21 protein-coding genes are annotated in these 26,623 nt (G+C 60.9%); 13 read left to right on the top strand and 8 right to left on the bottom strand.

Translation table 11 applies throughout. The features are described from left to right. The first annotated feature begins 29 nt into the window (after positions 1-29). Entirely contained in the window at positions 30-1,022 is a 993-nt protein-coding gene (iolG, locus tag MOV76_RS11710) for an inositol 2-dehydrogenase (protein WP_247264565.1), read from the top strand. 126 nt (positions 1,023-1,148) lie between these two features. Continuing rightward, the gene (locus tag MOV76_RS11705) at positions 1,149-1,436 is read left to right on the top strand and encodes a MurR/RpiR family transcriptional regulator (protein WP_247264564.1); all 288 of its coding nucleotides are present in this window, start codon (positions 1,149-1,151) and stop codon (positions 1,434-1,436) included. 197 nt (positions 1,437-1,633) lie between these two features. Here the strand turns inward: MOV76_RS11705 and cysE are convergent, their stop codons facing one another. Next, a complete protein-coding gene (cysE, locus tag MOV76_RS11700; RefSeq protein ID WP_247264563.1) occupies positions 1,634-2,482 on the bottom strand; it encodes a serine O-acetyltransferase in 849 nt (282 codons plus the stop codon). Positions 2,483-2,854: 372 nt separating this feature from the next. On the opposite strand from cysE, the gene MOV76_RS11695 reads away from it, so the two are divergent. Continuing rightward, positions 2,855-4,231 (top strand): FAD/NAD(P)-binding protein, encoded by a 1,377-nt coding sequence (locus tag MOV76_RS11695; RefSeq protein WP_247264562.1) that lies wholly within the window; start codon positions 2,855-2,857, stop codon positions 4,229-4,231. Positions 4,232-4,432: 201 nt separating this feature from the next. Here the strand turns inward: MOV76_RS11695 and MOV76_RS11690 are convergent, their stop codons facing one another. Next, positions 4,433-5,362, bottom strand: coding sequence for a TauD/TfdA family dioxygenase (locus MOV76_RS11690; RefSeq protein WP_247264561.1), 930 nt, complete (start codon positions 5,360-5,362; stop codon positions 4,433-4,435). An 817-nt stretch (positions 5,363-6,179) separates the two neighbouring features. Between MOV76_RS11690 and MOV76_RS11685 the strand changes: the two genes are divergently transcribed. Continuing rightward, complete coding sequence (locus MOV76_RS11685; RefSeq protein ID WP_003552150.1) at positions 6,180-6,326, top strand: DUF1127 domain-containing protein; 147 nt, start codon at positions 6,180-6,182, stop codon at positions 6,324-6,326. A gap of 835 nt (positions 6,327-7,161) precedes the next feature. Here the strand turns inward: MOV76_RS11685 and MOV76_RS11680 are convergent. Together MOV76_RS11680 and MOV76_RS11675 are read right to left on the bottom strand one after the other, a co-directional pair. Further along, the gene (locus MOV76_RS11680) at positions 7,162-7,599 is read right to left on the bottom strand and encodes a hypothetical protein (RefSeq protein ID WP_247264560.1); all 438 of its coding nucleotides are present in this window, start codon (positions 7,597-7,599) and stop codon (positions 7,162-7,164) included. Positions 7,600-7,626: 27 nt separating this feature from the next. Further along, on the bottom strand, positions 7,627-8,085 hold the full coding sequence (locus MOV76_RS11675; protein ID WP_247264559.1) for a helix-turn-helix domain-containing protein: 459 nt from the start codon (positions 8,083-8,085) through the stop codon (positions 7,627-7,629). 355 nt (positions 8,086-8,440) lie between these two features. Here MOV76_RS11675 and MOV76_RS11670 point away from each other — a divergent pair, with 355 nt between their 5' ends. From MOV76_RS11670 to MOV76_RS11650, 5 genes are all read left to right on the top strand, one after another. After that, on the top strand, positions 8,441-9,643 hold the full coding sequence (locus MOV76_RS11670) for an MFS transporter (RefSeq protein ID WP_247264558.1): 1,203 nt from the start codon (positions 8,441-8,443) through the stop codon (positions 9,641-9,643). A gap of 219 nt (positions 9,644-9,862) precedes the next feature. Further along, complete coding sequence (gene msuE, locus MOV76_RS11665) at positions 9,863-10,423, top strand: FMN reductase (RefSeq protein ID WP_018247037.1); 561 nt, start codon at positions 9,863-9,865, stop codon at positions 10,421-10,423. Between the two features lie 243 nt (positions 10,424-10,666). Beyond that, a complete protein-coding gene (locus MOV76_RS11660; RefSeq protein WP_247264557.1) occupies positions 10,667-11,497 on the top strand; it encodes a MetQ/NlpA family lipoprotein in 831 nt (276 codons plus the stop codon). Between the two features lie 89 nt (positions 11,498-11,586). Continuing rightward, positions 11,587-12,672, top strand: a complete 1,086-nt coding sequence (locus tag MOV76_RS11655; protein WP_247264556.1) for a methionine ABC transporter ATP-binding protein — start codon at positions 11,587-11,589, stop codon at positions 12,670-12,672. Beyond that, a complete protein-coding gene (locus tag MOV76_RS11650; protein WP_018448929.1) occupies positions 12,653-13,306 on the top strand; it encodes a methionine ABC transporter permease in 654 nt (217 codons plus the stop codon). Before MOV76_RS11655 ends, MOV76_RS11650 begins: the two co-directional genes overlap by 20 nt. Before the next feature lies 1 nt (position 13,307). Here the strand turns inward: MOV76_RS11650 and MOV76_RS11645 are convergent, their stop codons facing one another. Then, positions 13,308-14,666: an LLM class flavin-dependent oxidoreductase gene (locus MOV76_RS11645; RefSeq protein ID WP_026231070.1), complete on the bottom strand. Its 1,359-nt coding sequence runs from the start codon at positions 14,664-14,666 to the stop codon at positions 13,308-13,310. Positions 14,667-14,899: 233 nt separating this feature from the next. Here MOV76_RS11645 and scpA point away from each other — a divergent pair, with 233 nt between their 5' ends. Next, positions 14,900-17,038, top strand: a complete 2,139-nt coding sequence (gene scpA, locus MOV76_RS11640) for a methylmalonyl-CoA mutase (protein ID WP_168278577.1) — start codon at positions 14,900-14,902, stop codon at positions 17,036-17,038. A gap of 63 nt (positions 17,039-17,101) precedes the next feature. Here scpA and MOV76_RS11635 read toward each other — a convergent pair whose 3' ends face one another. Beyond that, positions 17,102-18,262 carry a fumarylacetoacetate hydrolase family protein gene (locus tag MOV76_RS11635; protein ID WP_247264555.1) on the bottom strand — a complete coding sequence of 387 codons (1,161 nt, stop codon included), beginning with the start codon at positions 18,260-18,262 and terminating at the stop codon, positions 17,102-17,104. 366 nt (positions 18,263-18,628) lie between these two features. Here MOV76_RS11635 and MOV76_RS11630 point away from each other — a divergent pair, with 366 nt between their 5' ends. The 3 genes from MOV76_RS11630 to MOV76_RS11620 are packed head-to-tail and all read left to right on the top strand — an operon-like array spanning position 18,629 to position 21,176. Beyond that, on the top strand, positions 18,629-19,639 hold the full coding sequence (locus MOV76_RS11630; RefSeq protein ID WP_018247030.1) for a Gfo/Idh/MocA family protein: 1,011 nt from the start codon (positions 18,629-18,631) through the stop codon (positions 19,637-19,639). A gap of 10 nt (positions 19,640-19,649) precedes the next feature. After that, positions 19,650-20,747 carry a Gfo/Idh/MocA family protein gene (locus tag MOV76_RS11625; RefSeq protein ID WP_247264554.1) on the top strand — a complete coding sequence of 366 codons (1,098 nt, stop codon included), beginning with the start codon at positions 19,650-19,652 and terminating at the stop codon, positions 20,745-20,747. A gap of 18 nt (positions 20,748-20,765) precedes the next feature. Beyond that, positions 20,766-21,176, top strand: a complete 411-nt coding sequence (locus tag MOV76_RS11620; protein WP_131647142.1) for a VOC family protein — start codon at positions 20,766-20,768, stop codon at positions 21,174-21,176. 97 nt (positions 21,177-21,273) lie between these two features. Here MOV76_RS11620 and atzF read toward each other — a convergent pair whose 3' ends face one another. Together atzF and uca are read right to left on the bottom strand one after the other, a co-directional pair. Continuing rightward, complete coding sequence (gene atzF / locus MOV76_RS11615; protein WP_247264553.1) at positions 21,274-23,079, bottom strand: allophanate hydrolase; 1,806 nt, start codon at positions 23,077-23,079, stop codon at positions 21,274-21,276. A gap of 1 nt (position 23,080) precedes the next feature. Then, the gene (uca, locus tag MOV76_RS11610; RefSeq protein ID WP_247264552.1) at positions 23,081-26,620 is read right to left on the bottom strand and encodes an urea carboxylase; all 3,540 of its coding nucleotides are present in this window, start codon (positions 26,618-26,620) and stop codon (positions 23,081-23,083) included. Positions 26,621-26,623 lie beyond the last annotated feature (3 nt).

The raw sequence follows: 26,623 nt of genomic DNA, 5'->3' as shown, positions 1-26,623 counted from the left end.
CAAAACTTACATATCACGGAGAAATATCAATGATCAGATTTGGAGTGATTGGTGCTGGCCGAATAGGCAAGGTGCACGCCGCGACCATTGCGGCGAACCCCAAGGCCAAGCTCGTCTATGTGGCGGATGCCTTCAGAGCATCGGCTGAGGCGCTGGCCGCGCAGACGGGCGCCGAGGTTGCCGATGCGGAAGATGTCATCAAGTCCTCAAATGTCGACGCGATCCTGATTGCGACGCCGACACCCAGCCACGCCGATCTCATCGAGGCGGCCGCGAGGGCCGGCAAGGCAATCCTCTGCGAAAAGCCGGTGTCCCTGTCGGTCGAGCGCATCAATGCCTGCCTCGACGTCGTCGAGAAGAACAAGTCGACCTTGATGATCGGCTTCAATCGCCGGTTTGACCCGAACTTCGCCAGTGTGGAAGCGCGCCTGCGCCGGGGCGATGTCGGCGAAATCGAGATTGTGACGATCACCAGCCGAGATCCCACGCCGCCGCCGGCGGATTACGTTAAATCCTCCGGCGGTCTGTTCCGCGACATGATGATCCATGACTTTGACATGGCCCGCTTCCTCATCGGGGAGGAATTCGTCGTCGTGAATGCACTTGGATCTTCACTCGTCGACAAGGCGATCGGCGCCGAGGGCGATGTGGACACTGCCGCCGTGCAGATGCAGACGGCTTCCGGGCGCATTGCCGTTATCACCAATTCACGCCGGGCGACTTACGGCTACGACCAACGCGTCGAAGTCCATGGGTCCGCCGGCATGCTTGCGGCGAGGAATATTCAAGCAACGAGCGTCGAGCTTTCCAATGTGAACGGCGTCAGCGGCGATCCCGTCCAATATTTCTTCCTTGAACGCTACGCCCAGGCCTATGCCAACGAGATCAATGCCTTCATCGACGCGATCGACAGCGGCGACCGCTCGCCGAAGCCCGGTGGGCTTGATGGACTCCAGGCTCAGAAACTGGCGGAGGCCGCTACCGTGAGCTGGCAGAAGGGCAGGCCAGTTGAGGTCGAATAACAAGCTTCGATGCGATGCGGAAATGTCGTCACATTGCCGCACCGCTACCGGAGGTGACGCTTCCTTTTAATAGGCTTCCGGGTCGCCAGTACATTGCCGTAGGGCGGCTTTGCGAGGTGAAGTGCCATGATGCAGGACAGGATTCATTGTCCTCCAACAACATTGGAGGAACTGAAGTACCAGATCGCCAAGCGCCAGATCGTCTTCCCCGATCGTCTGGAACAAGTCGCTAGACAGATCTTAGCGCAGCCGGAAATGATTGCATTCGAAAGTGCCGCTGCGATTGCGCGCAATTGTAAGGTTTCTCAAACCACGGTTCACCGACTTGCACAGCACATCGGGTTTCGAACATTTGGCGAGTTTCGCGCGATGATAAGAGATCATCTTCGCAAGATTTCCGCAAATCATCGCTAGAGGAGCGAAGGTGGTCGAATTCACTCTGGGTTTCGATCCGAGCCCCGAGAAGGCTGCGTCGACCATAATGGCCGAAAAATAAGCACTGGATTTATATTACATTGCGACAAGTGTATGGCTGACTGCCATCGGGCAGCATCAGCGTTGCAAATGGAGACGCCCAGGAGCAAGTGAGATACGCACTGCGCCCTTCGCCCTTAGATCGTATACTCCGGTTCAGACAAGGTCTGGTCCATCGTGATTCCGGGGAGGTTGAAGTGGCGCTTGCCCACCTGCCTCGCCGGAATGCCGGCGACCGATGTATAGGCTGTAACGGCATTTATGACCACGCTGCCTGCACCCACCTTGGCGCCAACGCCAATTTCGATGTCGCCGAGAATCTTGGCACCCGCTCCGATAAGAGCGCCGCGTCGTACCTTGGGGTGCCGGTCGCCGGTTTCCTTGCCTGTCCCTCCCAATGTAACATTCTGGAGTATGGAGACGTCGTCTTCGACGACCGCAGTCTCGCCGATGACCAGGCCGCTCCCGTGATCGAGCATGATGCTCTTCCCCATCTTTGCGGCGGGGTGAATGTCCACACCGAAAACTTCAGAAATTCGGCTCTGGATGTGGCGCGCCAAATGGAGGCGGTCATGATGCCAAAGCCAGTGGGCGACCCGTTGTCCCTGCAGAGCTACAAAGCCTTTGAAATACAGGAATGGCGTCAGGATTTCCGTGTTCGATGGATCGCGTTCCTTGATCGCGGTCAGGTCAGCGGCGGCATCGGCGACAATATTGCGGTTGCCGACGAATGCCTGGGCAATCACCGCCAGCAACTCGTCATGGTCGAGGTCGTGATTGGCCAGTTTGATTGCGACCCGCTGAGCGAGCGCCTGGGCGAAACTCGCATGATAAAGCACTGCGGAATTCATGGCGCGCGTGAGTGCTGCATCCTTGGCCGAAGCATTGACGGCCTCCGCGCAAAGAGCCTCCCAGATAGCGGCGACCTGAGGCGAGGGGGATGGCTCCGTCGACAGATTGCTCAAGCTGACCAGTGGAACCGTCATGCTAGCTTCCTTCTGCATGCGGGATGACGCGACATCCGGCATGGAGACGTTAGGTTAATCTCGCCCGCGATAGATGGTCTAAAATTACGTGGATCTTTGCAGCCACTCTAAAATTCCTCTCTTTTTTCGCAAGAACCGGGAAATTATTTCCAAGTCACTGCATCGCCCGTCAGCCGTGCTCCGGAATGCACAAAGCCGGCAGCCAGAAGGGAGGCCAAGGCCCGCCAGACGCCAAAACCACGCAGTCATCGTTCCAAGTCGAATAGTGCTTGCGTTCCGGATATCATTTTCTATTATTTTGGTAGAGAATTATGCGACTGGGCGGATCGGGCGGATGTAGGCGGACCGGTCCAACGCAGAAGGAGCCGATGAATGACTCTTCTCTCGTCACGTTCTTCGAATTCGGAGAGCCAGAATGCGGACCATCTCGCAAGGATTGCGATTGTCGGCCGAGGCTTCACGGGGATCATGACCGCAATCGCTCTTTTCAAAAGAGTTGATCGGCCTTTCCATCTGGTGATGTTCGATCCGCGAGCAAAGATAGATATCGGCGAGGGCATAAGTCAGCCCGCGTCGACGGTGCTGACCAGCCGCGTTCGCGACCTTTCCGTTGATCCCGGACTGCCGGGCGATTTTCGCCGGTGGCTGGAAACGGATGACACATGGCGCGATCGCCTGATCTCGGATCCTGCCGGTCTCGAACACGCCTTTGTGCCCGGAGAAATCTTCAGCACCTATGTGTACAAACGCTTCGCCGAGGCCCTGTCTGATCGGCCTGATGTCATCGTGCAATTTGGCTCGGATACCGTAACGGCGATCGATAGGCATCTGGACGGAGGATATTCCGTTTTCCTTGGAGCGGAGCAGCGAACCCGCTTTGACGCGGTGTTTCTCGCGACGGGTTACGGGATGCGGGAAAATTCTGACGCGGCGCCTGCCGGTGAAACGCAAAGCGCCGTCGTGATCGGCGGCGGCATCCACGCGGTCGACAGGGCGCTTGGATTGCTGGCGGACTCGAAGATTTCCCATGTCACATTGATCTCGGAATCGGGCTTCCTGCCTCAGTCACATACTCCAGCCGCCGTCGGAGCTATTGTCACGGACCAACCCATGCCGGGGACGCTCCGCGGCGCGTTCCGTTTCCTGCGTGAGGCCGCCAGCAAAGCCGATCTGGAAGGTTCGGGATGGCAAGGCATTATGAACGGCTTTCGTTCACGTGCGCGCGACCTTTGGGCGGGACTGACGCCGGAAGAGCGGGCGCGGTTCAAACGCCACGTGAAAGCTATTTACGACAGCCATCGTAACCGCTTGCCGCCTGAACACTATCAGCGCCTGCATCATGCGATCGCCAGCGGCGCGATCGCCGTCAGGAAGGGAAAAGTGAACTGTATCGCCACGAACGGCGTGCTGTTTTCGGCACTGACCGGGCTCGAGGTCCTTCCCGCGGAACTGACGATAGACTGCCGCTTCCGGCCGTCCGGGACCGATAGCCCGCTTGTCCGCTCGCTTATCGTTGCGGGTCTTGCAACGCGTGACGAACTCGAGATCGGCATCGTGGTAGACGAATGCGGGCGGACCAAGGCGAGCGCCTTGCATGGGCTGTTCGCGATGGGACCGCTTGGCCTCGGCAGCCTTCCGGATATCGACCTGGTGCCTCAGATCGTCCAGCAAAGCCATGCGGCTGCGTCGTTGCTCAACAGCTGGATTGGTGAAGTGGCTAAAAGCGCAAGACGTCGTCAAAGCCTGTGACGACGTGTGAGAGTTATTGTCCCAACCTGTGAATGGATGGCAACAGCCGACCAAAGCTGCATCGCCGCGCTGGGCGATGCAGCGGGTCGGGAATGGGGTGCCGTCAGGCTGTTCGCGATGCCTGCATGACTGTCGGTGGCGCACGCGGCGGCAAGCACCGCGCGATATGAAGCCGCATGGGCGTCCTCTGTCCGGCTGCGCTCACGCGGCCTTTGCTTTCGGCTTGGCGGCCTTGACGTGGGTTATGCTGCGGCGGCCGTCGACGCTGACGGGCACGTCGCCGTCAACGGTGGCGCGGCGCACGACCCGGTGCTGGTCGCCGTAGTCGTTGACAGCATAGTGCTGGGTCGCGCGATTATCCCAGATCGCCACATCCCCAGCTCTCCAGCGCCAGCGCACGGTATTTTCCGGGGCGGTAACGTAGGACTGGAACACCTCGTAGAGTTTCGCGGAGTCGCTCTTCGACACGCCGACCAGGCGCTGAACGAAATTGCCGAGCAGCAGCGATCTTTCGCCGGTTTCGGGGTGGACACGCACGACTGGATGCTCGGTCTCGTAGATGGTCGAGGTGAAAACTTCCTCGAAATGCTTCTTCTCTTCAGCGGTAGCACGAGGACGCACGGCTGCGTAGTCATAGGCATTGCTGTGAATGGCCCATAAATTGTCCGCTAGCAATTTGAGCGATGTTGGCAGACTTTCGTATGCGGCATGGGTGTTGGACCAGATCGTATCACCTCCAGCCGCCGGAATGACGACGCCGCGAAGAACCGAGAATTTAGGATAGGCATCCACGAAGGTGACATCGGTGTGCCACTGGTCCGCCCTGCCGCCGCCGCGGCTGGAATCGAGATTGAGGATGGAGGCCGTGCCGGTCACCGGACCCTGGGTTGGATGAGGCACAAGGTTGCCCAGGCGGCGTGCGAATGATTCCTGTTGGGCATCGTCAAGATGTTCCTGATCGCGGAAGAAGATGACCTTGTGTTTCAGGAGAAGCTGGTTGATGGCCGCCACCGTTGCGTCCGAAAGGTCACCGCCGAGGCGAATACCCCTGATTTCGGCTCCGACGCGGCCGGTCAGCGGCACGACATCGGACTCGGGGATGATCTGATTGACGAGAACTGCATTGCTCATGGAAACCTCCTGGCTGATCTTGGAAGAAGACGGCAAGTCACATGCGCCCAACGAAGCATCCGCCGGGCGTTCGAAAATCTCATTGTTAAAATCGACAGGGCTATGGAACGCTATAACTGATAAAATCCATAGACAAAATATTCTAATATTGTCCGTTTGCCCGAAACAGCCACCTTCGATAGTTCCTTCTCGCCGATGAATTCCTCACTTGGGGCCTTCAGCGATGCATCGTTTCACCGAAGGCGCTCGAGCCAGAAGTTGGGAGCTCCCAACTTTCGTGACCCCTGAATGACACGCAGGCAAGGCAATCACCCATCAAAAAGCTCGCAGATTCGCGACTGGAACGAAAACGTCGCTTCCACAAATCAGGGTCCGCAGACCAGCAGAGCCTTGGCCACCGATTTGTTCAGCAAGACGCTCAGCGTGGCGGGGATCCTGCTTGTCACTTCGGAGAATTTAGGCCCCGATATCGTCACGCCGTGGCGTTGGGATATGCCGCTGAGCGCTTCCGTCCGGATATGTCGGATACTTCGGGCGCTCGGAACTCAACACGTGTCATCAATAATTGTTCGCAGCATCGGATTCACTGGGTGACGCGAGATACGAACGCCGTCGATCCGACGGCCTGCACCTTCGCGGCTTAAAGAAGAGAGCATTTCGCGCAAAAAAGAAACAGCCTATGCGTTTGTCGCATAGCTGAGGTGAGAGATTGTCGCTGTTTTAAACCGATTGAACCGCCTATATTCCAACCATCGAAACGACGCCGGAGCCAAGCAAGGTTGCTGACGTCAGACAGCCCTCAGGAAAGGGGATTATCATGAACGTAGCACGCTCTTTCAACAACTGGCGCAAGTTCCGTCAGACCGTCACCGAACTCGGCCGCATGTCCAGCCGTGAGCTGCAGGACCTCGGCATCGACCGCGCCGACATCCGCAGCGTTGCCCGCGCGTCGATCGCGCGCTAACCGCACAGCACTTGGTCTCTAACACTGCTTGACGCCCGCTCCTGACGCGGGCGTTTTTGCGTCGAATCCCGTAGCTGAGGTCGGTTGCATCCTCATTCGTATTGTAAGCTTTGCGACTTGTATTTCTTGCATAGCTGCAGTGCAGCATAATGCATTGGCACCATCCATGGTCGGTGTATGATGAGATCCATCGAAGCAATGCACCTCCTCCCGCAAAGCTTCGACTTTCAGATGGCCCAATCCTCCTCCCAAGGGACGTCTGTCGGAACAGCGGCACTCCTCCTCCCAGTCGCTGTTCGGTTTTCAAAGAGCCTGCCGCACCTCCTCCCGCGGCAGGCTTTTTCGTATCCCGAACCTTCCCTGCTGCAGATCGATTGAGTGCGGCTGTTCCCACGTCGCGTCACCCACTCAATCGTAGGCGTCTTCCTTTGGAACCGGCTGGGGGTTCCCTGGAGGCGCCTGTCGCAGACCCTCGGACTCTGTCGTCCTAAAAGGAGGTCTGTTTGCCAGGGGGCCGGGTCCCGCTTTGGCGCGATATCCGCCCAACAGCTGACCCACCGAATGTCTCGGTTTCGCGAGTAGTCCGAGAAGTGGCTGTCGGCTATGACATCATCCATGAAGGAGGTGCCGGCAGGCAAAGCGGATCGCTATGAACCTTCGCCCGCGTCAACGGCTTCAATGAACTCGTCGAATGTTTTTCCAAGCACGCGGACCTCATCCGACCATGCGCCGGCAAAGACAAACGGAATCGAAATATAATTTCGCCGATTATTCCACAAGCGGTCGGGCCCCATTCGAACCAATCAAGAACCGGCCGGTCTGAAATTCGAAGAGTTCATAACCGTCCGCCGACGCTTTGGTCGGCGAGCACAGCCAGGAAGTCCTGGCGCAGGACGCCAACCAGCCGCCGCAGCTTTTCAAGAGCGCCTCCGCTATCGGCGTTGGCGAGCTCGGAAAGATCGCAAACAAATGCATCCGGCTTGATCCGTACGCCGGTCGCCGTGAAGACCAGAAGTTCGGTGCCGAGCTCGGTCTGGCGCGCCTGAATGCGTGATATGCTCTTGCGCAGGTTGGCCATCATGTCGGGATTGTCATGGCTGTCCCACAGAAACCGAGCCAACGCCGAGCGCGGATATTCGCTCCTGGCTCTGTCCTGCAGATAACGATCCAGCAAATAGCAAATCGTAAGCAGACCCTTTTCGGGGAACGCCACAGATTGCCCGGCCAGATCGATCAGCCGCAACTCACCAAATGACTCGAGCCTGAGCTTCATGCGGATACTGCCTGCCGATATCCCTGGCTATTCTCCGAGCGGAAGAGTGATATCCGCTACGGAGGCTCCCAATGTTACGCCGCGACTTTCCGCCTGCGCCATCGCCTTCACCAGCGCGATGACCGTTTCGCGGATATTCCGGTCGGCAATCTTCAGAAAGGCGCGATTGAGCGCCAATCCCTCTTTCGTTCGCAGGAATTCGGCAACCGGATCATTGTTCGCCGACAGATCCAGACCTTGCAGCGTCAACGGCTCGGAGTTCTCCTGTTCGAAGAAGAAACTCACCGACGTGTGGAGCACATCGGCGATCCGCTGCAGACGGCTCGCGCCGATGCGGTTGATGCCCTTCTCGTATTTCTGAACCTGCTGAAAGGTCACGCCGATCTGCTCGGCAAGCCGTTCCTGGCTCATCCCGAGCAACTGCCGGCGCATTCTTATGCGCGCTCCGACATAGCTGTCTATCGCATTCGCTGTCTTGACATTCATCGTGTGTTTTCAGCCTCGATCGCTTTTTCAATCGGGGAAGCTGTAGTATCCCCTGCATGGCTTTTCCATGGTTGTTTTCACATAGCATACTGGATATGTGATGATCGCGACCGACTGTGATATGAAAGCCCGCCTGGAAAGACGTTAAGTTAGGCAGAAATCACTTGTCCGAAGAGAAAATCGAACAAAAGCCGTACCAATACGGATAGAACTGGGCTGTAATTGCGTCCCGGCTTACGCTAAATCCACTTCAGCGACCGTCGCCCGAGAGTCTTCCCAGCCCCGATCGCCCGAAAATCCATCGAACAAAGCGACGTGGCACGGCACCGGCCGGGCCTGTGCAGGAGAAGCATTGATGGCAACCGTTGCCGAGAGCGCGCCCCGTTTCGAAAAAACAACGATGTCCATCCTCATGGCGGTCAGCTTCTGCCACATGCTGAACGACATCATGCAGTCACTGCTCGCCTCGCTCTATCCGCTGTTCAAGGCGAACTACGATCTCGATTTCGTGCAGATCGGCCTCCTCACCATGACTTTCCAGGTCACGGCTTCGCTGCTGCAGCCGCTGGTCGGTATCGTCACCGACCGCTGGCCGATGCCCTATTCGCTGCCGGTCGGTATGGCGAGTACCTTTTGCGGCCTCATCCTGCTCGGCAATGCCGGCAGCTTCGAACTGCTGCTGGTTGCCGCAAGCCTGATCGGCTTCGGCTCGGCAGTCTTCCACCCGGAATCTTCGCGCGTGGCCCGTCTTGCCTCCGGCGGTCGCCACGGTTTCGCGCAATCCTTCTTCCAGGTCGGTGGCAATGCCGGCCAGGCGATCGGTCCGCTGCTTGCCGCGTTCATCGTGCTGCCGCTCGGCCAGCACAGCGTCTCCTGGTTCGCCGCCATCGCCATGGTCGGCATGGTCGTGCTGAGCTGGGTCGGCAACTGGTACATGAGCCACAGGCGCCAGAATGCCAGCAAGCCAGCAATAAGCCGGACCCTGCCGCTGCCGCAGAACCGGGTCATCTGGGCGCTGCTGATTCTCGTGCTGCTGACGGCAACGAAGAATGTCTACATGGCCAGCGTGTCGAGCTACTTCACCTTCTATGTCATCGACAAGTTCGAGCTCAGCGTGCAGCAGGCACAGCTGATGCTCTTTCTCTTCCTCGGCTCGGTCGCCGTCGGCACGTTCCTCGGCGGGCCGATCGGCGATCGCTTCGGCGCGCGTTTCGTCATCTGGTTCTCGATCCTTGGTGTCATTCCCTTCGCGCTCTTGCTTCCCTATGCGAACCTTTTCTGGACGGGCGTGCTCAGCATCGTCATCGGCCTGATCTTCGCTTCGGCCTTCTCGGCGATCGTCGTCTTCGCACAGGAACTGGTGCCCGGGCGCGTCGGGCTGATTGCCGGCGTCTTCTTCGGCTTCGCATTTGGGGCAGGGGGGCTCGGTGCTGCGCTGCTCGGCGATTTCGCCGATACCCACGGCATCGATTTCGTCTACCGCATCTGCTCCTACCTGCCGCTGCTCGGTCTCCTGACAGTCTTCCTGCCGCGTATTCCCAAGCGGAAACTAGTCTGAGGCGATACCGCTTACGGACAATCGATCGAGCCGGAATGTCACTGACACTCCGGCTCGATGCATCATGCAGTTTCGCACGTCGCCATCGCCCACAGGCCCGAACGTATTTTTCTCCTCATATGGGGAAGAGGGATCACCATTCCTTTAATCCACTATTTTTATAGATAATATTCGTCCAATAATGACGTCGGTTTCGGCACGATATTGGAAGGAAATGGCATGTCTGCTCCCAAACTGGTCGGCCTTGCGGGTAGTTTCAACCGCCCCTCGAAGACCTTTGCGCTTGTTGAAAACATTGCTGGTCTCGCCGCCGAGAAATACGGCTTCGACAACACCATCTACGACCTGACCGATGTCGGCCCTTCGCTCGGCCAGGCGCTGCGCCGTGACGATCTCGACAGTCGCGCCAAGGAAGTCATCGACGATATCGTCAATGCCGACGTGCTGGTCATCGGAGCGCCAACTTACAAGGGCAGCTATCCCGGCCTCTTCAAGCATCTGATCGACTTGATCGACCCGCATGAGCTGCGCGCCAAGCCGATCATCATCACCGCGACCGGCGGCGGCGACCGGCACGCGCTGATGGTCGAGCACCAGCTTCGCCCGCTCTTCGGTTTCTTCATGGCGCACACGCTGCCGACCGCCGTTTACGCGTCCGACCGTGACTTCACCAATTACCGTGTCTCATCCGACCCGCTTTCCAATCGGATCGGGGAGGTCATCGGCGAGCTCACGGCCTTCTTTCCCAGCCGGAATCAAGCGCTTATCGCTGCCGAATGAAGAATGTCGGGATAGGCTTGAAACGGCGCCATGGAGGCGCCGTTTTCGTTTTAAGTCTGTCCTTTTCAAGTCGTCATAGTCCACAAATTTGATGGAAATTTATCCTGCCGATATCGATGGCAGGGCAAGAGTTTTTCCAGCCCTTCTTCCACATCAGACATTCGTGCTTCGCCGCCGATACGCGCATTTGCCATGATCGGCCTGCTCGGGGCGTTGGCCTCATTCAGTCAGACGGGATATAAAATGATCAAGAACAAAAATCTTCACGGCTTCCACCTTTCGCGCCGGTCGGCTCTTGCCGTTTCCGCTGCCGCACTCTTTGCCTTTGCAGCGCCCGCTCCTTCCTTTGCCGAGGACAAGTCGATCAAGGTCGGCATCATGGCCGGCGAGGAGGAGGACATCTGGCGCGTGGTCGCGAGCGAGGCGGCGAAGAAGGGTCTCAAGATCGAGACCATCACCTTCAACGACTATACGCAGCCGAATGAAGCGCTGGAACGCGGCGAACTCGACGCCAACGCCTTCCAGCACCAGCCCTATCTCGACAACCAGATCAAGCAGCACGGTTATCACATCGTTCGCGTCGGTTATACCGGGGTCTGGCCGATCGGCCTTTACACCAAGAAGTACAAGTCCGTCGCCGAGATCCCGGAAGGTGCCGTCATCGGCGTGCCGAACGATCCCTCGAACGAAGGCCGTGCGCTGCGCGTTCTCCAGAACGAAGGCCTGATCAAGCTCAAGGACGACACCGGTATTCTTGCGACCGTCGCCGACGTCACCGACAATCCGAAGAAGATCGAGATCAAGGAACTCGACGCCGGCATCGTCGGTCGCTCGATCGACGATCTGGATGCCGGTATCGTCAACACCGACTGGGCGTTGAAAAGCGGTCTTTCTCCGGCCGAACGCATTGCCCAGGAGCCGATCGCCGACAATCCATACCGCAACTTCATCGCCGTCAAGGACGAGAACAAGGATGCCGACTGGGTCAAGACGCTTGTGTCTTCTTATCAGAACGAGACCGTCAAGACCGAGTTCGACAAGGTTTACAAGGGGACGGGTCTCAGCGCCTATTGATCCGGAGCAGGGCTGGGGTTAAGGCCTGCCGAGAGGCGGTCCGGGCGTTCTTTGCCCGGGCCGCCTTCAGCATTTGTAAGGAAAAACACATGAATTCCTTTGTTTCCACCACGGCGATCGAGGCAGAGCCGCAAACGGCGACCGAAGAAGTGGTGAGGCTTACCGACGTGAAGCGGCGGTTCGGAACCACTGCAGCACTCGACGGCATTTCGCTGACGGTGAAGAGAGGCGAAATCCTCGGCATCATCGGCCGCAGCGGCGCCGGCAAATCGACGCTGATCCGCTGCTTGAACGGCCTGGAGCGCGCCGATAGCGGCGAGATCCTCATCGAAGGGCGAGATATCACCGGACTTTCAGAACAGGACCTGCAGCCGCTGCGCCGCCGTATCGGCATGATCTTCCAGCATTTCAATCTGCTTTCCGCCAAGACCGTCGAGGAAAACGTCGCGCTGCCGCTGAAGATCGAGGGTCTTGCAAAGAGTGAGCGCCTGAAACGGGCGCATGAGCTGCTCAAGCTCGTCGGTCTTGCCGACAAGGCGAAGGCCTACCCCTCATCGCTGTCCGGTGGCCAGAAACAACGCGTCGGCATCGCCCGGGCGCTCGCGGCACGCCCGGCACTGCTGTTGTCCGACGAGGCGACATCGGCGCTCGATCCGGAAACGACCCGGTCGATCCTGGCGCTGCTCAAGGACATCAACCGTAAGCTCGGGCTGACCATTCTGCTGATCACCCATGAGATGGAAGTGGTCCGCGGCATTGCCGATCGCGTCGCGGTCATCGATGCCGGGCGGATCGTCGAGGAGGGACAGGTCTGGTCAATCTTCGCCAACCCGCAGGCTGATATCACCGGGAGTCTGCTCGGCGGCATCCGGCCGCAGCTTCCTGAGCATATCGCCGGTCGGCTGTCGGCGACGGCGGGCAGCGAAGCGATCCTTAGCGTCGATCTTGCCGGGCCGCAGGCGCAGGGCGCGCTGTTTGCCGAACTCTCGGCGGCACTGCCGCATTCCTTCCGCCTCGTCCATGGCGGCATCGACCACATCCAGAACCAGCCGGTGGCGCGGTTCTTCATCGCCGTTCCCGCGCGCGACCCCGCGCTTGCCGGAAAGGTCGAACAATTCCTGACGGCCCGGTCCGCCCGGGTGGAGGTACTTGGTTATGACACCGATCATGCTTGAACTGCTGGTTCGCTCCCTTTGGGAGACGATCCTGATGACCGTCGCCTCGGGAGTGATCTCGCTCGTCGCCGGCCTGCCGCTCGGCCTTGCATTGGTCGCGACGGCGCGCGGCGGCATCGCCGAAAACCTCTGGATCAATCGCGTGCTCGGCGGGGTCATCAACGGCTTCCGTTCGGTGCCCTTCATCATCCTGCTGGTGGCGCTGATCCCGCTGACGCGGCTGATCGTCGGCACCGCGCTCGGCACCTGGGCGGCCATCGTGCCGCTCGCCATCGCTGCAACGCCCTATTATGCCCGCATCGCCGAAGTGTCCCTGCGCGAGGTCGACCGCGGGCTGATCGATGCCGTGCGCGCCATGGGCGGCAACCGCTGGACGATCATCCGTGAGGTGCTGGTGCCCGAAGCGCTGCCTGGCATCGTCGCCGGTTTCACCGTCACTCTGGTGACCCTGATCGGCGCCTCGGCCATGGCGGGCGCGATTGGCGCCGGTGGCCTCGGCGATCTCGCCATCCGCTATGGCTATCAGCGTTTCGAAACCAGTGTGATGATCGCTGTGGTGGCCGTCCTCATCGTGCTCGTCTGCGGCATCCAGTGGCTTGGCGACCGGCTGGTCGCCAGACTGGACCACCGATAAATCAGCGCCGGAATTGGGCGGCGGGATGAGCGGCGGGCAACCTGCCGTTCCCGCCGCCGAAAAGCTTCTGCCGCAAGGGTCCTGCAGCATAGTCCGCCTTGAAGGTACCGCGCTCCTGCAGCACCGGGACGACCAGCTCGACGAAATCGCGCAGGCTTTCCGGCGCCACTGTCCGCGCCAGATTGAAGCCGTCGATTCCACCCTCTTCGATCCATGTCGTAAGATGATCGGCGATCTGGTTGGGTGAGCCCACAATCGGCTTCATCCGGCTGCCGAGCACCATCTGGTCGATGATGTCACGCAACGTTACCGGCTTCGCCGCCTGTTTCGTAATGGCCGCAAGTGCGGATTGATTGGCGTTAGTCGAGCTCTGGTCGATGACGTCGTCCAATCCATACTTCGAAAAATCGATGCCGACGGAAGCGGAGTAATGCGCAAGCGAGGCCTCAACGCTCGCATGGCGGCGGTACTCCTCCAGCTTGTCCCGTGCTTCCTTCTCCGTCCGCCCGACGACGACAGTGATCAGGCTCAGGATTTTCAATGCGTCGGCGCCGCGGCCGAATTCCTCCGCCTTCGCCCGCAACGCATCGACGGTCGGCCTGGCCGCCTTGGGATTGGGCCCGGCGATGAAGACGCATTCGGCGTGGCGGGCGGCAAAGTTCTGCCCGCGTGCAGAGGCGCCGGCCTGGAAGAGCAGGGGCGTGCGCTGCGGCGAGGGCTCGGAAAGATGGATGCCTTCCATCCGGTAATATTTGCCGTCGTGACGAACAGTGCGCACTTTAGAGGGATCGGCATAGGTGCCGCCTGCCTTGTCACGCAGTACCGCATCGTCGTCCCAGCTCCCTTCCCAAAGCTTGTAGAGAATTTCGAGATATTCTTCGGCGGCGTCGTAGCGCGCATCATGTTCCGGCAGCTTGTCGAAACCCATGCTGCGGGCGGCACTGTCGAGATAGCCGGTGACGATGTTCCAGCCGATCCGTCCCTTGGTCAGGTGATCGAGCGTCGACATGCGCCGCGCCAGCAGGAAGGGTGGCTCATAGGTGGTGTTGACGGTGACGCCGAAACCCAGATGTTTCGTCACATAGGCCATCGCCGAAATCGGGATTACCGGATCGTTGACCGGGATCTGCGCGCCCGTCTCGATCACCGGCGCCGGACTGCCCCTGTAGACGTCATAGACACCGACGATATCGGCCAGGAAGATGCCGTCCAGCTTGCCGCGTTCGGCGGTTTTGGCAAGCTCGGTCCAGTAGTCGAGATCGGTATAATGCGCTGAGCGATCGCGCGGGTGCGTCCACAGGCCGTGATTGATGTGCCCGACGCAGTTCATGTCGAAGGCATAGATCTGCATGGTCTTCATGAGGCGGGTCCCATAGCCGGCAATAGAAATCAAGGATTTGCCGCATTAATTATCCAAGAGCATGATGGCGAAAAGTGCGAGCGGTTTTCGGACGACATCATGCTCTAACTATATAATGTAGAACAGGATTCAGATTTTAGGCCGGCTCGGCCTAAAATCATCCTGTTCGGGCTCTATCGCACGAGGAGCCTGTGAAATGGTAGGGTGGGGATGAAGAAAGCCGGAGGAACCGCATGACGAAGAAGACGCTGTCGGATTGGGCCGAGCTTGCGCAAAAGGAACTGCGCAACTCGCCCGAAACGCTGACCTGGCAGACGCCGGAAGGCATTGCCGTCAAGCCGCTCTATACGGCCGAGGATCTCGACGGCGCCGGGCACCTTGGTTCGCTTCCCGGTTTTGCCCCCTTCACCCGCGGCCCGCGGGCGACGATGTATGCCGGCCGGCCTTGGACGATCCGCCAATATGCCGGCTTCTCGACGGCAGAGGAATCGAATGCCTTCTATCGCCGCAATCTGGCAGCCGGCCAGAAGGGCCTGTCGGTCGCTTTCGATCTTGCCACCCACCGCGGTTATGACAGCGATCATCCGCGCGTCGAGGGTGACGTCGGCAAGGCGGGTGTGGCAATCGACAGCGTCGAGGACATGAAGATCCTGTTCGACGGCATTCCGCTCGGCGAAATGTCGGTGTCGATGACCATGAACGGTGCCGTCATCCCGATCCTTGCCTCCTTCATCGTGGCCGGCGAGGAGCAGGGCGTTCCACGGGCCGAGCTCTCGGGGACCATTCAGAACGACATCCTCAAGGAGTTCATGGTCCGCAACACCTACATCTATCCGCCCGAACCCTCGATGCGGATCGTTGCCGACATCATCGACTATACCGCCCGCGAGATGCCAAAGTTCAACTCCATCTCGATCTCCGGCTACCACATGCAGGAAGCCGGCGCGACGCTGGTGCAGGAATTGGCCTTCACGCTGGCCGACGGCCGCGAATATGTCCGCGCCGCCATCGCCAAAGGCCTGAGCGTCGACGAGTTCGCCGGCCGCCTGTCCTTCTTCTTCGCCATCGGCATGAACTTCTTCATGGAAGCCGCCAAGCTACGCGCCGCCCGCCTGCTCTGGACGCGGATCATGGAAGGGTTTCATCCGAAGAAACAGTCCTCGCTGATGCTGCGCACCCATTGCCAGACCTCCGGCGTCTCCTTGCAGGAGCAGGACCCTTACAACAACATCATACGCACTGCCTTCGAGGCGATGTCGGCAGTGTTGGGCGGTACGCAGTCGCTGCACACCAATTCCTTCGACGAGGCGATCGCGCTGCCGACGGAATTCTCCTCACGCATTGCCCGCAATACGCAGCTGATCCTGAGCCATGAAACCGGCGTCACCAGGGTGGTCGATCCCCTGGCAGGCTCCTATTACGTCGAGAGCCTGACGAAGGAGCTTGCCGACAAGGCCTGGGCCTTGATGGAGGAAGTCGAGGCACTGGGCGGCATGACCAAGGCCGTAGCGGAAGGCCTGCCGAAACGGCTGATCGAGGAAGCGGCCGCGCGCCGCCAGGCGGCCGTCGACAAGGGCGACGAGGTCATCGTCGGCGTCAACCGCTACCGGCTCGACACCGAGCAGCCGATCGACATTCTGGAGATCGACAACAGCGCGGTGCGCAAAGCGCAGATCAGACGTATTGAGGAAACGAAGCGGCGCCGCGATGGCGGAGCCGTGCGCGAGGCGCTGGCGGCCCTGGCAGAGATCGCACAGAGCGGCAAGGGCAACCTGCTGGAAGCCGCCATCGCGGCGGCCCGAGCCCGCGCCACGGTCGGCGAAATATCGGATGCCATGCGCGCTGCCTTCGGCGATCATGCCGCGACCCCTGAAGTCATCAAGGGCGTCTATGGCGAGGCCTATGAAAATGAGCCGGAACTCGCCGTGCTCAAGACTCGCATGACGGAGGTGACGGAAGCCATGGGGCACCGGCCGAAGATCATGGTCGCCAAGCTCGGTCAGGACGGACACGACCGAGGCGCCAAGGTGATCGCCTCGGCTTTCGGCGACATCGGCTTCGATGTACTCGCCGGTCCCCTCTTCCAGACACCGGAGGAAGCTGCCAGCGTCGCACTCAGCGAAAAGGTCAATGTCGTCGGCGTCTCGTCGCTGGCGGCCGGTCACAGGACGCTGCTACCGCAGCTCATCGACAGGCTGAGGGAACAGGGCGGTGGCGATATCATCGTCGTCTGCGGCGGCGTCATCCCGCGTCAGGACTATGAATTCCTGCACGAACACGGCGTTGCAGCCGTGTTCGGCCCGGGGACAAATGTTCTCGAGGCGGCAAACTCCGTCCTCGATCTGCTGCAGGGCAGGCGAAGAAACCAGTAGCTGAAGCATTTCCAGGAAAAGTGCGACGCGATTTTCCGCCTGGAAATTCGCAAAATAAAAAAGTTAGAGAAGCCCGCGCTTCGCCAGATTGCTCATCAGCGCCGAAATACCGAAGGTCCAGGGCGGGCATTCGGTGGAAAGGCGCACGGTGTTGACCAGCGCGCCGAGGCCCGCCGAGGAAATCTCGACGACATCGCCGATCTTGTGGGTGAAGCCTTGCTTTGGCGCGTCGCGGTCCTGCGTCGGCGCAAACAGCGTGCCGAGGAAAAGCATGAAACCATCGGGATACTGATGATGGGCGCCGACCGTCTGCTTGACGAGATCGGTCGGGTCGCGGCTGATCTTTGACATCGAACTCTTGCCGTGCAGCACGAAACCGTCCTGGCCGGTGACTTTCAGGTCGAGTTCGGCCTTGCGTACGTCATCCAGGCTGTAACCGGCATCGAACAGGCGGATGAAAGGACCGATCGAGCAGGAGGCGTTGTTGTCCTTGGCCTTGCCGAGCAGCAGTGCCGAGCGGCCCTCGACGTCGCGCAGGTTGACGTCGTTGCCGAGGGCCGCCCCCTTGATCTCGCCGCGGCTGTTGACCGCCAGCACGATTTCGGGCTCGGGGTTGTTCCAGGTCGAGATCGGATGCAGGCCGACATCCGCACCCCAACCGACGGAGGAAAGCACCGGCGACTTGGTGAAGACTTCGGCATCCGGCCCGATACCGACCTCGAGATATTGCGACCACATGCCCTCGTCGATCAGCGCCTGCTTGACCTTGGCAGCCGCCGGCGAGCCGGCCTTGAGATTGGTGAGGCTGCCGCCGATCAGCGTGCTGACTCGCTCGCGGATCGAGGCGGCACGCTCCGGATTGCCGGCCGCCTTCTCCTCGATGACGCGTTCGATCATCGACTGCGCAAACGTAACGCCGCAGGCCTTGACTGCCTGCAGGTCGACGGGCGCAAGGAGATACGGGCGCGTTTGATCCGGAGCTCCGGTACTGTTGGCGGCGATGTCCGCCAGCGAGCCAACCGCCTTGCCACTTGCTGCGCGGACGAAGGCGGCGGCATCCTGCCGCTCGAGCAGGGCGCTCAGCGTCGGCGCCTCGCGCGACGTGATGTCGAGAAGCATGCCCTCGCGTAACGTCACAATGCTCGGTCCCTCTACTTCGGGATTCCAGATTCGACCGACAAAAAGACCATCCGAAGCGGCGACATCGAGAAGAGCTTGAGACATGGTGATCTTTCATCAAGGCGAGCGAGAAGAGCTCTTTTAACAATTGCGGGGTGTTGCCGCCCTCCGACCCGGCGACGACCAAAATCGATCACATTCATGAAGGCGGGGCAAGATGCGCGGGGGAAAAAGACCTTTGTCTGATCGGCTCAAGCGGCGGGCTTCCTCGGGAATCCAATTGCAAAAAGCCACAAAATAACTATTTAGATACAAAATAACTGTTAAATTTCAAATATTTAAATACAGGCTGTGACGATTTCGCCCTCCATCTCGCCTTGACAGGAGCCGGCTTTCGTTATCTGTTTTGCGCGACATGGAGGAGGCTGGCGTCAGCCGGCCACACGAAAATCCCAGGAGGATATTGCAGCGATGTTGAGATTTGCCGTCGTCGGAATCGACCATGGGCATACGTTTGATCACGTGAAGGGATTGCTTGCTTCGGGCGGCGAATTCGTCGGCTATTGCCCGCAGACCTCGGTGCCGGCACTGCGCGAGGCCTTTGAGAAGACCTATCCTGACGCGCCGCAGATTGACCGGGAAAAGCTGTTCGACGATCCGTCGATCGACGTCATCTGCATTTCCGCAATCCCCCGCGATCGTGCCGGACTTGCCATTCGCGCGATGAGATCGGGCAAAGACGTGATGACTGACAAGCCTGGCGTGACGACCTTCGCCCAACTCGAGGACGTCAGGCGCACCGTTGCCGAGACCGGCAAGATCTTCTCGATCTGCTTTTCCGAGCGCCACTGCGTGCGCTCCGCCGTCAAGGCCGGCAAGCTCGTCGCCGAAGGCGCGATCGGCAAAGTGATCCAGACGCTCGGCGTCGGTCCCCACCGGCTGCAACTGCCGACCCGGCCGGACTGGTTCTTCGATCCCGAGGCCTTCGGCGGCATCATCGTCGATATAGCTTCACACCAGGTCGACCAGTTCCTGTTCTATACCGGCTCGACCACAGGCGAGGTTATCGCAAGCTCGATCGGCAATTTCGGCATGCCTGACAAGCCCGCCTTCGAGGATTTCGGCGAGGTCCTTCTGCGCTCCGACAAGGCGGCGGGTTATGTCCGTGTCGACTGGTTCACGCCGGAGGCGCTGCCGACCTGGGGTGACGGGCGCCTGACCATTCTCGGCACCGAAGGCTACATCGAGCTGCGCAAGTATATCGATATTGCCGGCCGGCCGGGCAAGGATCACCTCTTCCTGGTCAACGGCAAGGAAATGACCCATATCGATTGCAGCGGCGAAAAGCTCGATTATTTCGACGCGTTCACCGCCGACGTTGGCAACCGCACGCAGACGGCGATGACCCAGGATCACGTTTTCGAAGTCTGCCGTCTTTCGCTCGAAGCCCAGGCGAAAGCCGCGCGCATCGGCGCTCGCTGAGGAGGATATCATGACCAGGAAATTGCGCGTCGGCGTCATCGGCGCAGGCATCGCTGCGCGGCATCTGGCCGGCTTCGGCTGGAACAAGGAGCTTTTCGAGGTTCCTGTGCTCTGCTCGCTCGACGAGGAACGCGGCAAGGCGCTGTGCGAGGAATACGGCATTGGCGAATACACGCAGGATGCGGATGCGCTGTTTGCCCGTGACGATCTCGACATCATCGACATTTCGACGCCGCCGAGCTCGCATTTCGAACTTTGCCGCAAGGGCATCGAATCCGGCAAGCACGTGATCTGCGAGAAGCCGCTCTTCGGCTCGATCGCCGAGGTCGACGAGATGGGGCGCATCCTCGATCGTTACCCCGGCAGGAAGCTGATGCCGATCTTCCAGTATCGCTACGGCTCCGGCCTGCAGAAGCTGAAGCTGCTGATCGAGCGCGGCCTGGCCGGCAAGCCGTTCCTGACAACGATCGAAACCCATTGGTGGCGCGGTCCGGACTATTATGCCGTGCCGTGGCGCGGCAAATGGGCGAGCGAACTGGGCGGCGGCCTTCTCGGCCACGCCATCCACGCTCATGACATGCTGAACTATGTACATGGCCCCTGCGCCGAGGTGTTTTCCTATGGGGCGACGCTGGTCAATCCGATCGAGGTCGAGGATACGGCAGCCCTTTCGGTGAGGATGCAGAATGGCTCGTTGGCGACGCTGTCGATGACGCTGGGTTCGCGCAAGGAGATCTCGCGGTTGCGCTTCTGCTTCAACGACCTCGTCGCCGAAAGCATCATCGAACCCTATACGATGGGCCGTGATCCGTGGACTTTCGTCGCCGGGACAGAGGAACATCAGGCGCGGATCGACGAAGTGCTCGCCGCCTATGTGCCTGGCGAGGATGGCTACACCCGTCAGTTCGAGCTCTTCCACAAGGCGATCGTCGAGGACTCCGACCCACCGGTGACATTGCAGGATGCCCGCAATTCGCTGGAACTGGTAACGGCCGCCTATTTCTCGCAGCGCACCGGACAACCGACGCCGATGCCGATCGCCGCCGATCATCCGCTCTATCGCTCCTGGCTGCCGGCAGGGGAATGGCGTGCTGCGGCCACCGTCTGAATCGGGAAGGGCTCTCCCATGCTGAAATCCTTCGAGCATGTCGGCATGACGGTCAGCGACATGGACCGCACCGTCGATTTCTACTGTGGCCTGCTCGGCCTCAGCCTGGTGCTGCGTAAGACGATGGCGAATGGCATGCAGGTAGCATTCCTCGATGCAGGCGGCGGCATGCTGGAGGTCTTTGCGCCGCCCGGCGGCGCGTCGAGGGCGGTCGACGTGCCTGAAGATACGGCCGGCGTCCGGCACCTCACCTTCCATTTCGACAATGTCGACGAGGCCTTCACCCGCCTTGAACAGGCGGGCGTCGAGATCAAGGAGCGGCCGCGCTTCGCCGTCCACTCCGAGATGCTGAACAAGATCGCCTTCGTTCGCGATCCCGACGGCATCATTGTCGAGCTTGCCGAACGCTCTCAGAACCGCCAGGGCTGACACAGGTGCTGCCGATCGCTTCGCTGCGGGCGGTCAGACCGTCCCGCAGCAGATCGATCAGGCGCCGGACAAGTTTTGCTGCCATGCAAGGCTCTCCTCAGCTCGCCAGCTTGGCGCTGATATAGTTGCGCCAGCCGCCAAGTGCGGTGATTTCCTCGGCACCTTTCACCGCATGGGCTTCGCAGACGAAGCCGGAGACGCTGGAACCGTCTTCGAGCGTCAGCTTACCGATGCCGAGGGGTGCCGGAATCTTCTGGACGAACCTGCCGAAAGCATCGGCCGGCAGTGCCCAGACCTCGACCTCCAGCCCCTGACCCTTATGGCCGGGTTCGCGCAGCAGCCCTGGTTTCGCTGGCGTGGTATTGGGCAAGACGAAGAGGCGATAGTCGCCTGATGTGCGGCAGGTCTTGACCAGACGCCCGCCGGCGCCTGCCAGTTCGTGATTGAGCGGCATGCCGGTCAGATGCGCACCGACAACCGCGATTTCAATGAAACCGTCATCGCCAGGCACAACACGGCTTGCTTCGGGGATCGCAGCCTGCCGGTCGATGCCCATGCCGGAGCTTGCTGCGCGGTGCAGCGCATCGGCGAGCGGCGCCAGCGCGTCGTCGGTGAAGGCAGGTGCGATGACGGTAACGCCGCCCGGCAGCCCACCTTTGCCGAAGCCGGCCGGAACGGCGATCGCCGCGCAATCGAGAAGGTTGACGAAATTGGTGTAGCGACCGAGGCGGCCGTTGAGCACGACGGGATTGGCCAGCATGTCCGCAACGGTGTAGGTGGTCGGTGCGGTCGGCAGCAGAAGCACGTCGGCCTTTTCCCATTCGGCCTCGGTTTTGCGACGCAATTCTTCCAGCCGGTATCGGCCGTTGAAAGCCTCGACCGCGGTCTTGCCCTTGGCGCCTTCGATAATCCCCCGCACCGTCGGGTCGAAATCGGCCGCGTTCGTGGCGAGGAAGGTCTCGACCGCCGCCAGACGTTCGGCGACCCACGGCCCGTCATAGAGAAGCGCGGCGGCCTCGCGGAATGGCGCGTAATCGAAAGGCACGATGGTCGCGCCGAGCGCTCTGGCCCGCTCGATCGCCTGGTCGTAGAGCGCCTCCACCTCCTTGTCGCCGAAGAACTCCCGCTCGGCGTCGGTCAGGACGCCGATGCGCAAACCCGACACAGGCAGGTTCGCCGGCTTGGCGCGACGCGAGAAAGCATCGGCGGCATCGAAGCCTTCGGCGACCTTGCGGATCGCAACACCGTCGCCGACGGTCGCAGCAAAGATGGTGATGCAGTCGACGCTCTTGCAGGCCGGTATAGCGCCGGTATTCGGCAAGAGGCCCGGCGTCGGCTTGATGCCGACCAGATTGTTGAAGGCAGCCGGCACCCGGCCGGAGCCTGCCGTATCCGTGCCGAGCGCAAAGGCAGCAAGGCCGGAGGCCACAGTGACCGCCGATCCGGAACTCGAACCGCCTGAGATATAGGCCGCATCGAAGACCGAACGCGGCGCGCCATAGGGCGAGCGCGTGCCGTTGAGGCCGGTCGCGAACTGGTCGAGATTGGTCTTGCCGATGACGATGGCACCGGCCGCCTTCAACCGGGCAACGACGGTGGAGTCCGCCTCCGGCCGATATTCATAGGCCGGGCAGGCGGCAGTTGTCGGCAGGCCGGCGGCATCGATATTGTCTTTCACGGCAAAGGGAACGCCCCAGAGCGGCAGGCTGTTTGCCTCAGGCGCGCGTGCCATCAAGGCTTTGGCGGCAGCGCGCAGCTCCTCATCCGGCACCGGGGTGATGAAGATTGCCGCATCTCTAGAGGCGGCGCGGCGGGAGATCACCTCTTCGATGGCATCGAGCGGCGTCAGACCGGATTGATAGGCGGCGCGAAGGCTTGAGAGATCGAGGATGGTCGGCAGCATGTCAGCATTCCTCCAGAACGACGATGATATCGCCGGCTTTGACGTTTCTTCCCGGCCCGGCGCGCAGATCGCGGACGCGGCCTGCCGCATGGGCGGTGACGTTGATTTCCATCTTCATCGATTCGATGATGGCAAGTGTATCGCCAGCCGCAACCGGGGCGCCCGGCTCGACCAGCAATTTCCAGATATTGCCGGGCACGGCGCTGGCAACACCGAAGCAGCCGTCGGGAATATCCCCATCCGGGCTTTCGCCCGTGCCTTCGTCGGTGACGAAGCTGTCGAGCCCGGCGTCCTTCCAGCGCTGGCGTTCGGCATCGAAGGCGGCCTGCTGCGTTGCCTTGAAACGGCCGATCGACGCCGCGTTAGCCTGCAATTCCCTCTCATAGGCGGCATAGGAGAATTCCGTCTCCTCGATCCTGATCGGATAACCCCCATGCGGGAAGGCGGCGCGCGCCTCCGTCAATTCCTGATTGCTGACCGGGAAGAAACGGATCTGGTCGAAGAAATTCAGCAGCCAGGGCTTGCCCCTGGCAAAGGCCGGCGTCTCCCGCCATGTGTTCCAGACCTGGATGGTGCGGCCGAAGAGCTGGTAGCCGCCCGGTCCTTCCATGCCGTAGATGCACATATAGGCGCCGCCGATGCCGACGGCATTTTCCGGCGTCCAGGTACGGGCGGGATTATACTTCGTCGTCACGAGGCGGTGGCGTGGATCAGTCGGGGTCGCAACCGGCGCACCGAGATAGACGTCGCCGAGACCGAGCACCAGGTAGCTGGCATCAAAGACGATATCGCGGACGGCCTGTTCGTCGGAAAGACCGTTGATGCGGCGGATGAACTCGATGTTCGACGGGCACCAGGGCGCGTTCGGGCGCACGAGCTCCTGATATTTGCGCATCGCAAGTTCCGCATCCGGATCGTTCCAGGAGAGCGGCAGATGCACGATGCGGCTCGGCACCGTGACGTCCTGGGCTGCCGGAAGGGTCGCCTCGATCTCGGAGAGCAGCCCGAGCAGGCGCCGGCGCGTCAGCTGCGTGCCGTCATAATGGATCTGCAGCGAGCGGATACCGGGGGTGAGGTCGACGACGCCGGGTAGGCGGACCTCGACGACCGCCTGCATCAGCAGATGCACCCGCAGCCGGAGCGCGATGTCGAGCGTCATCGGCCCATACTCGACGAGCAGATTGTCGTCGCCCTGGCGGCGATAGACGACAGAAACCGGCCCATCCTCGTTGATGCCGAGGATCGGCGAACCTGTTTCTTCCGAGGGCCGCCGCTCCGCCGGGCCGGCGATCGGGTCTTCCGGCCGCGCCACCGCATGAAAACGGATACGGTCGCCGGGCTTGAACTGGCCCATCTTCCACTGCTCTTCGCGGGCGATCACCGCCGGGCAAACGAAGCCGCCAAGGCTTGGACCATCGGGCCCGAGAATGATCGGCATATCGCCGGTGAAATCGATCGCCCCGATCGCATAGGCATTATCGTGCAGGTTGGAGGGGTGCAGCCCCGCCTCACCGCCGTCGCTACGTGCCCATTGCGGGGCTGGGCCGATCAGGCGCACCCCGGTGCGGGCACTGTTGAAATGCACCTCATAAGCCGTCGAAAACAGCGTCTCGATATCGCTGTCCTGAAAGAAATCGGGAGCCCCGTGCGGGCCATAGACGACGCCGACATCCCACTCGCGCGTCAAGGCGGCTGGCTGCGTCGCCGGTCTCACCGGTTCGGCCGGCACCTGCCGGGCAAAATGCAGCACGTGCCCTGTCTTCAGGGTGCCGGTGGCGTTACCGCCGAATTGGCCAAGGCCGAAGGTCGCGCGCGAGCCGAGCACAACGGGAGCGGCAAAACCGCCGGCGACGGCGAGATAGGCGCGTTGTCCCGGTCCTTCGATCGAACCGATCGACAGAACCTGACCGGCGCGGATTGTCACCGGGGCGTCATGCGGCAATTTTACGCCGTCGCATGTCATTGGCATCCGCGCGCCGGCGAGCGCGATCGTCTGGTCGGCATAAAACCGCAATGTCGGACCGGAAACGGTCAACTCCAGCGCAGCCGTCACATCGGCATTGCCGACCAGCCGGTTGGCATGGCGGAAGGAGCGCTCGTCCATCGGCCCGCTCGGCGGTACGCCGACATGCCAGAGGCCGAGCCGGCCCGGCAGTTCCTGGATGCTTGACTGCGCCCCGGGCGCGAGAACCTCGACGACATCGGGAACGAAGGCGAAGTCGCGTAGCGCCGTCGTCTTAACTTTGGCGCTGGCAAGCAATTCGGAAGCGGCGATCGCCCTCAGGTAAGCGAGATTGGTCTCGATGCCCGATATCGATGTTTCGGCGAGTGCCGCCTTCAGCTTCTCGATCGCCGCCGGCCGGTCTGCCGCCGCCACGATCAGCTTGGCAAGCATCGGGTCGTAGAAGGGCGTGACCTCGGTTCCCGTCTCGATCCAGCCGTCGACGCGGGCACTGTCCGGAAAAATGACTTCGGTCAAAAGGCCGGCACTCGGGCGGAAATCGGCATGCGGCATCTCGGCATAGATCCGCATCTCGATCGCCGCACCCTTCGGCGTCAGACCCCCAGCACCCGAGAGCACATCCTCGCCGGCCGCCTGTCGGATCATCCATTCGACGAGGTCGATGCCGAAGACAGCTTCCGTGACGGGATGCTCGACCTGGAGGCGGGTATTGACCTCGAGGAAATAGAATTCCTGGCGCTGGGGATCATAGATGAACTCGACAGTGCCGGCCGATTCATAGGAGACCGAGCTTCCCAAATCGACCGCCGCTTTGTGCAGCCGCGCCCTTGTCTCCGCGGTAAGGCCAGGCGCAGGCGTCTCCTCGACGACCTTCTGGTTCCGCCGCTGCAGCGAGCAGTCGCGTTCGCCGAGCGCGATCACGCCGCCCTTGCCGTCACCGAAGATCTGCACCTCGACATGGCGTGCTTCGGCAACGAAATGCTCGATGTAGACGCGCGCATCGCCGAAGCTGGCGCGCGCGGTCCGCTGCACGCTTTCGAAGGAAGCCTTGAGGCCGGCGGCATCGGCGCAGAGTTGCATGCCGATACCGCCGCCGCCGGCCGTGCTCTTCAGCATGACGGGATAACCGACGGTCTCGGCAGCCGAAAGCGCCTCATCGACGCTCTGCAAGAGATCGGTGCCGGGCAGTAGCGGCACGCCGCTCGCTTTCGCCAATTCGCGCGCCGTATGCTTCAGACCGAAGGCCGACAGATGCTCTGGGCGCGGGCCGATGAAGACGATGCCTTCAGCGGCGAGCCGCTCGGCAAAGCCGATATTCTCCGAGAGGAAGCCATAGCCTGGGTGCACGGCCTCAGCGCCCGTCGCCTTGCAGGCGGCAATGACGGCATCGACGTCAAGATAGCTTTCGGCAGCAGGCGCCGGGCCGAGGCGGACGGCCTCATCAGCGGTCAGCGCCGGCTTCGAGAATCGATCGGCATCGGAATAGACGGCAACTGAGGCAATGCCCATCCTCTTCAATGTGCGGATGACGCGGACGGCGATTTCGCCGCGATTGGCGATAAGAACCTTGGTGAACATCGA

Source organism: Rhizobium sp. PRIMUS64, assembly GCF_023006465.1.
In the GTDB taxonomy this organism is placed as follows: domain Bacteria; phylum Pseudomonadota; class Alphaproteobacteria; order Rhizobiales; family Rhizobiaceae; genus Rhizobium; species Rhizobium leguminosarum.
This window is presented reverse-complemented; position numbering and strand designations above follow the sequence as displayed.

Coding starts and splice junctions, on each gene's coding strand:
- iolG (WP_247264565.1), top strand. CDS start 30: ATGATCAGATTTGGAGTGATTGGTGCTGGCCGAATAGGCAAGGTGCAC.
- MOV76_RS11705 (WP_247264564.1), top strand. CDS start 1,149: ATGATGCAGGACAGGATTCATTGTCCTCCAACAACATTGGAGGAACTG.
- cysE (WP_247264563.1), bottom strand. CDS start 2,482: ATGACGGTTCCACTGGTCAGCTTGAGCAATCTGTCGACGGAGCCATCC.
- MOV76_RS11695 (WP_247264562.1), top strand. CDS start 2,855: ATGACTCTTCTCTCGTCACGTTCTTCGAATTCGGAGAGCCAGAATGCG.
- MOV76_RS11690 (WP_247264561.1), bottom strand. CDS start 5,362: ATGAGCAATGCAGTTCTCGTCAATCAGATCATCCCCGAGTCCGATGTC.
- MOV76_RS11685 (WP_003552150.1), top strand. CDS start 6,180: ATGAACGTAGCACGCTCTTTCAACAACTGGCGCAAGTTCCGTCAGACC.
- MOV76_RS11680 (WP_247264560.1), bottom strand. CDS start 7,599: ATGAAGCTCAGGCTCGAGTCATTTGGTGAGTTGCGGCTGATCGATCTG.
- MOV76_RS11675 (WP_247264559.1), bottom strand. CDS start 8,085: ATGAATGTCAAGACAGCGAATGCGATAGACAGCTATGTCGGAGCGCGC.
- MOV76_RS11670 (WP_247264558.1), top strand. CDS start 8,441: ATGGCAACCGTTGCCGAGAGCGCGCCCCGTTTCGAAAAAACAACGATG.
- msuE (WP_018247037.1), top strand. CDS start 9,863: ATGTCTGCTCCCAAACTGGTCGGCCTTGCGGGTAGTTTCAACCGCCCC.
- MOV76_RS11660 (WP_247264557.1), top strand. CDS start 10,667: ATGATCAAGAACAAAAATCTTCACGGCTTCCACCTTTCGCGCCGGTCG.
- MOV76_RS11655 (WP_247264556.1), top strand. CDS start 11,587: ATGAATTCCTTTGTTTCCACCACGGCGATCGAGGCAGAGCCGCAAACG.
- MOV76_RS11650 (WP_018448929.1), top strand. CDS start 12,653: ATGACACCGATCATGCTTGAACTGCTGGTTCGCTCCCTTTGGGAGACG.
- MOV76_RS11645 (WP_026231070.1), bottom strand. CDS start 14,666: ATGAAGACCATGCAGATCTATGCCTTCGACATGAACTGCGTCGGGCAC.
- scpA (WP_168278577.1), top strand. CDS start 14,900: ATGACGAAGAAGACGCTGTCGGATTGGGCCGAGCTTGCGCAAAAGGAA.
- MOV76_RS11635 (WP_247264555.1), bottom strand. CDS start 18,262: ATGTCTCAAGCTCTTCTCGATGTCGCCGCTTCGGATGGTCTTTTTGTC.
- MOV76_RS11630 (WP_018247030.1), top strand. CDS start 18,629: ATGTTGAGATTTGCCGTCGTCGGAATCGACCATGGGCATACGTTTGAT.
- MOV76_RS11625 (WP_247264554.1), top strand. CDS start 19,650: ATGACCAGGAAATTGCGCGTCGGCGTCATCGGCGCAGGCATCGCTGCG.
- MOV76_RS11620 (WP_131647142.1), top strand. CDS start 20,766: ATGCTGAAATCCTTCGAGCATGTCGGCATGACGGTCAGCGACATGGAC.
- atzF (WP_247264553.1), bottom strand. CDS start 23,079: ATGCTGCCGACCATCCTCGATCTCTCAAGCCTTCGCGCCGCCTATCAA.
- uca (WP_247264552.1), bottom strand. CDS start 26,620: ATGTTCACCAAGGTTCTTATCGCCAATCGCGGCGAAATCGCCGTCCGC.